Below are 624 nucleotides of genomic sequence, written 5' to 3' on the forward strand. Positions count from 1 at the left end.
TCGGCATTCCCATCACAGAACCCGTCGTCTAAGCCGCTCGGGGTAAGGGGAAGCTCAGCCTTAAGGCGTTCCGTGCAACAGAGCCGGTTAGCCTGTTCTCCAAACGAGGAGACAGACGATGAGAAGAAGCCGGTTCAGCGAGGAGCAGATCATTCGCATCCTGAAGGAGCACCAAGCCGGGCTCGGGGTGAAGGAGCTGTGCCGACAGCATGGGCTCAGCGATGCGACCTTTTACAAGTGGCGCTCGAAGTATGGCGGCATGGAAGTGCCCGACGCCAAGCGGCTGAAGGCGCTGGAGGCTGAGAACGCCAAGCTCAAGAAGATGTTGGCGGAGCAGATGCTGGACATGGCCACACTCAAGGTGAGCTGCTCCCCGTCGGTCCCTCGGTCATAACGAGAGTTTGCGGGTTTGAGATTGGTAGTTGGACTGGTCGTTTCGGGCAAGCGCGCCTGGTGCGGAGCCTTCAAATTGCTCAAGCGCCCGGCGCGCTTCGAGCGGCGTCTGGTTCCCGAGTGAGGAGTGCGGCCTGACGGCATTGTAGTCGTAGTGCTCTGAGACCCAACCTTGGACCGCCGGGATCTGAAGTTTTCGGCCTTCATTCCGGTGACAGGCTGGTGGCGCCA

The 624-nt window shown here is 60.3% G+C and carries 2 pseudogenes; one reads left to right on the forward strand and one right to left on the reverse strand.

Annotated elements, in window-relative coordinates:
- Positions 1-118: 118 nt before the first annotated feature.
- Positions 119-361: pseudogene (gene tnpA / locus NHG85_RS05235) on the forward strand (IS66 family insertion sequence element accessory protein TnpA); the annotation flags it as partial.
- A gap of 27 nt (positions 362-388) precedes the next feature.
- Here the strand turns inward: tnpA and NHG85_RS05240 are convergent.
- Positions 389-624, reverse strand: a pseudogene (locus tag NHG85_RS05240) (hypothetical protein); the annotation flags it as partial.

Origin of the sequence: Limimaricola litoreus, from assembly GCF_024159025.1 — a bacterium.
Classification (GTDB): domain Bacteria; phylum Pseudomonadota; class Alphaproteobacteria; order Rhodobacterales; family Rhodobacteraceae; genus Limimaricola; species Limimaricola litoreus.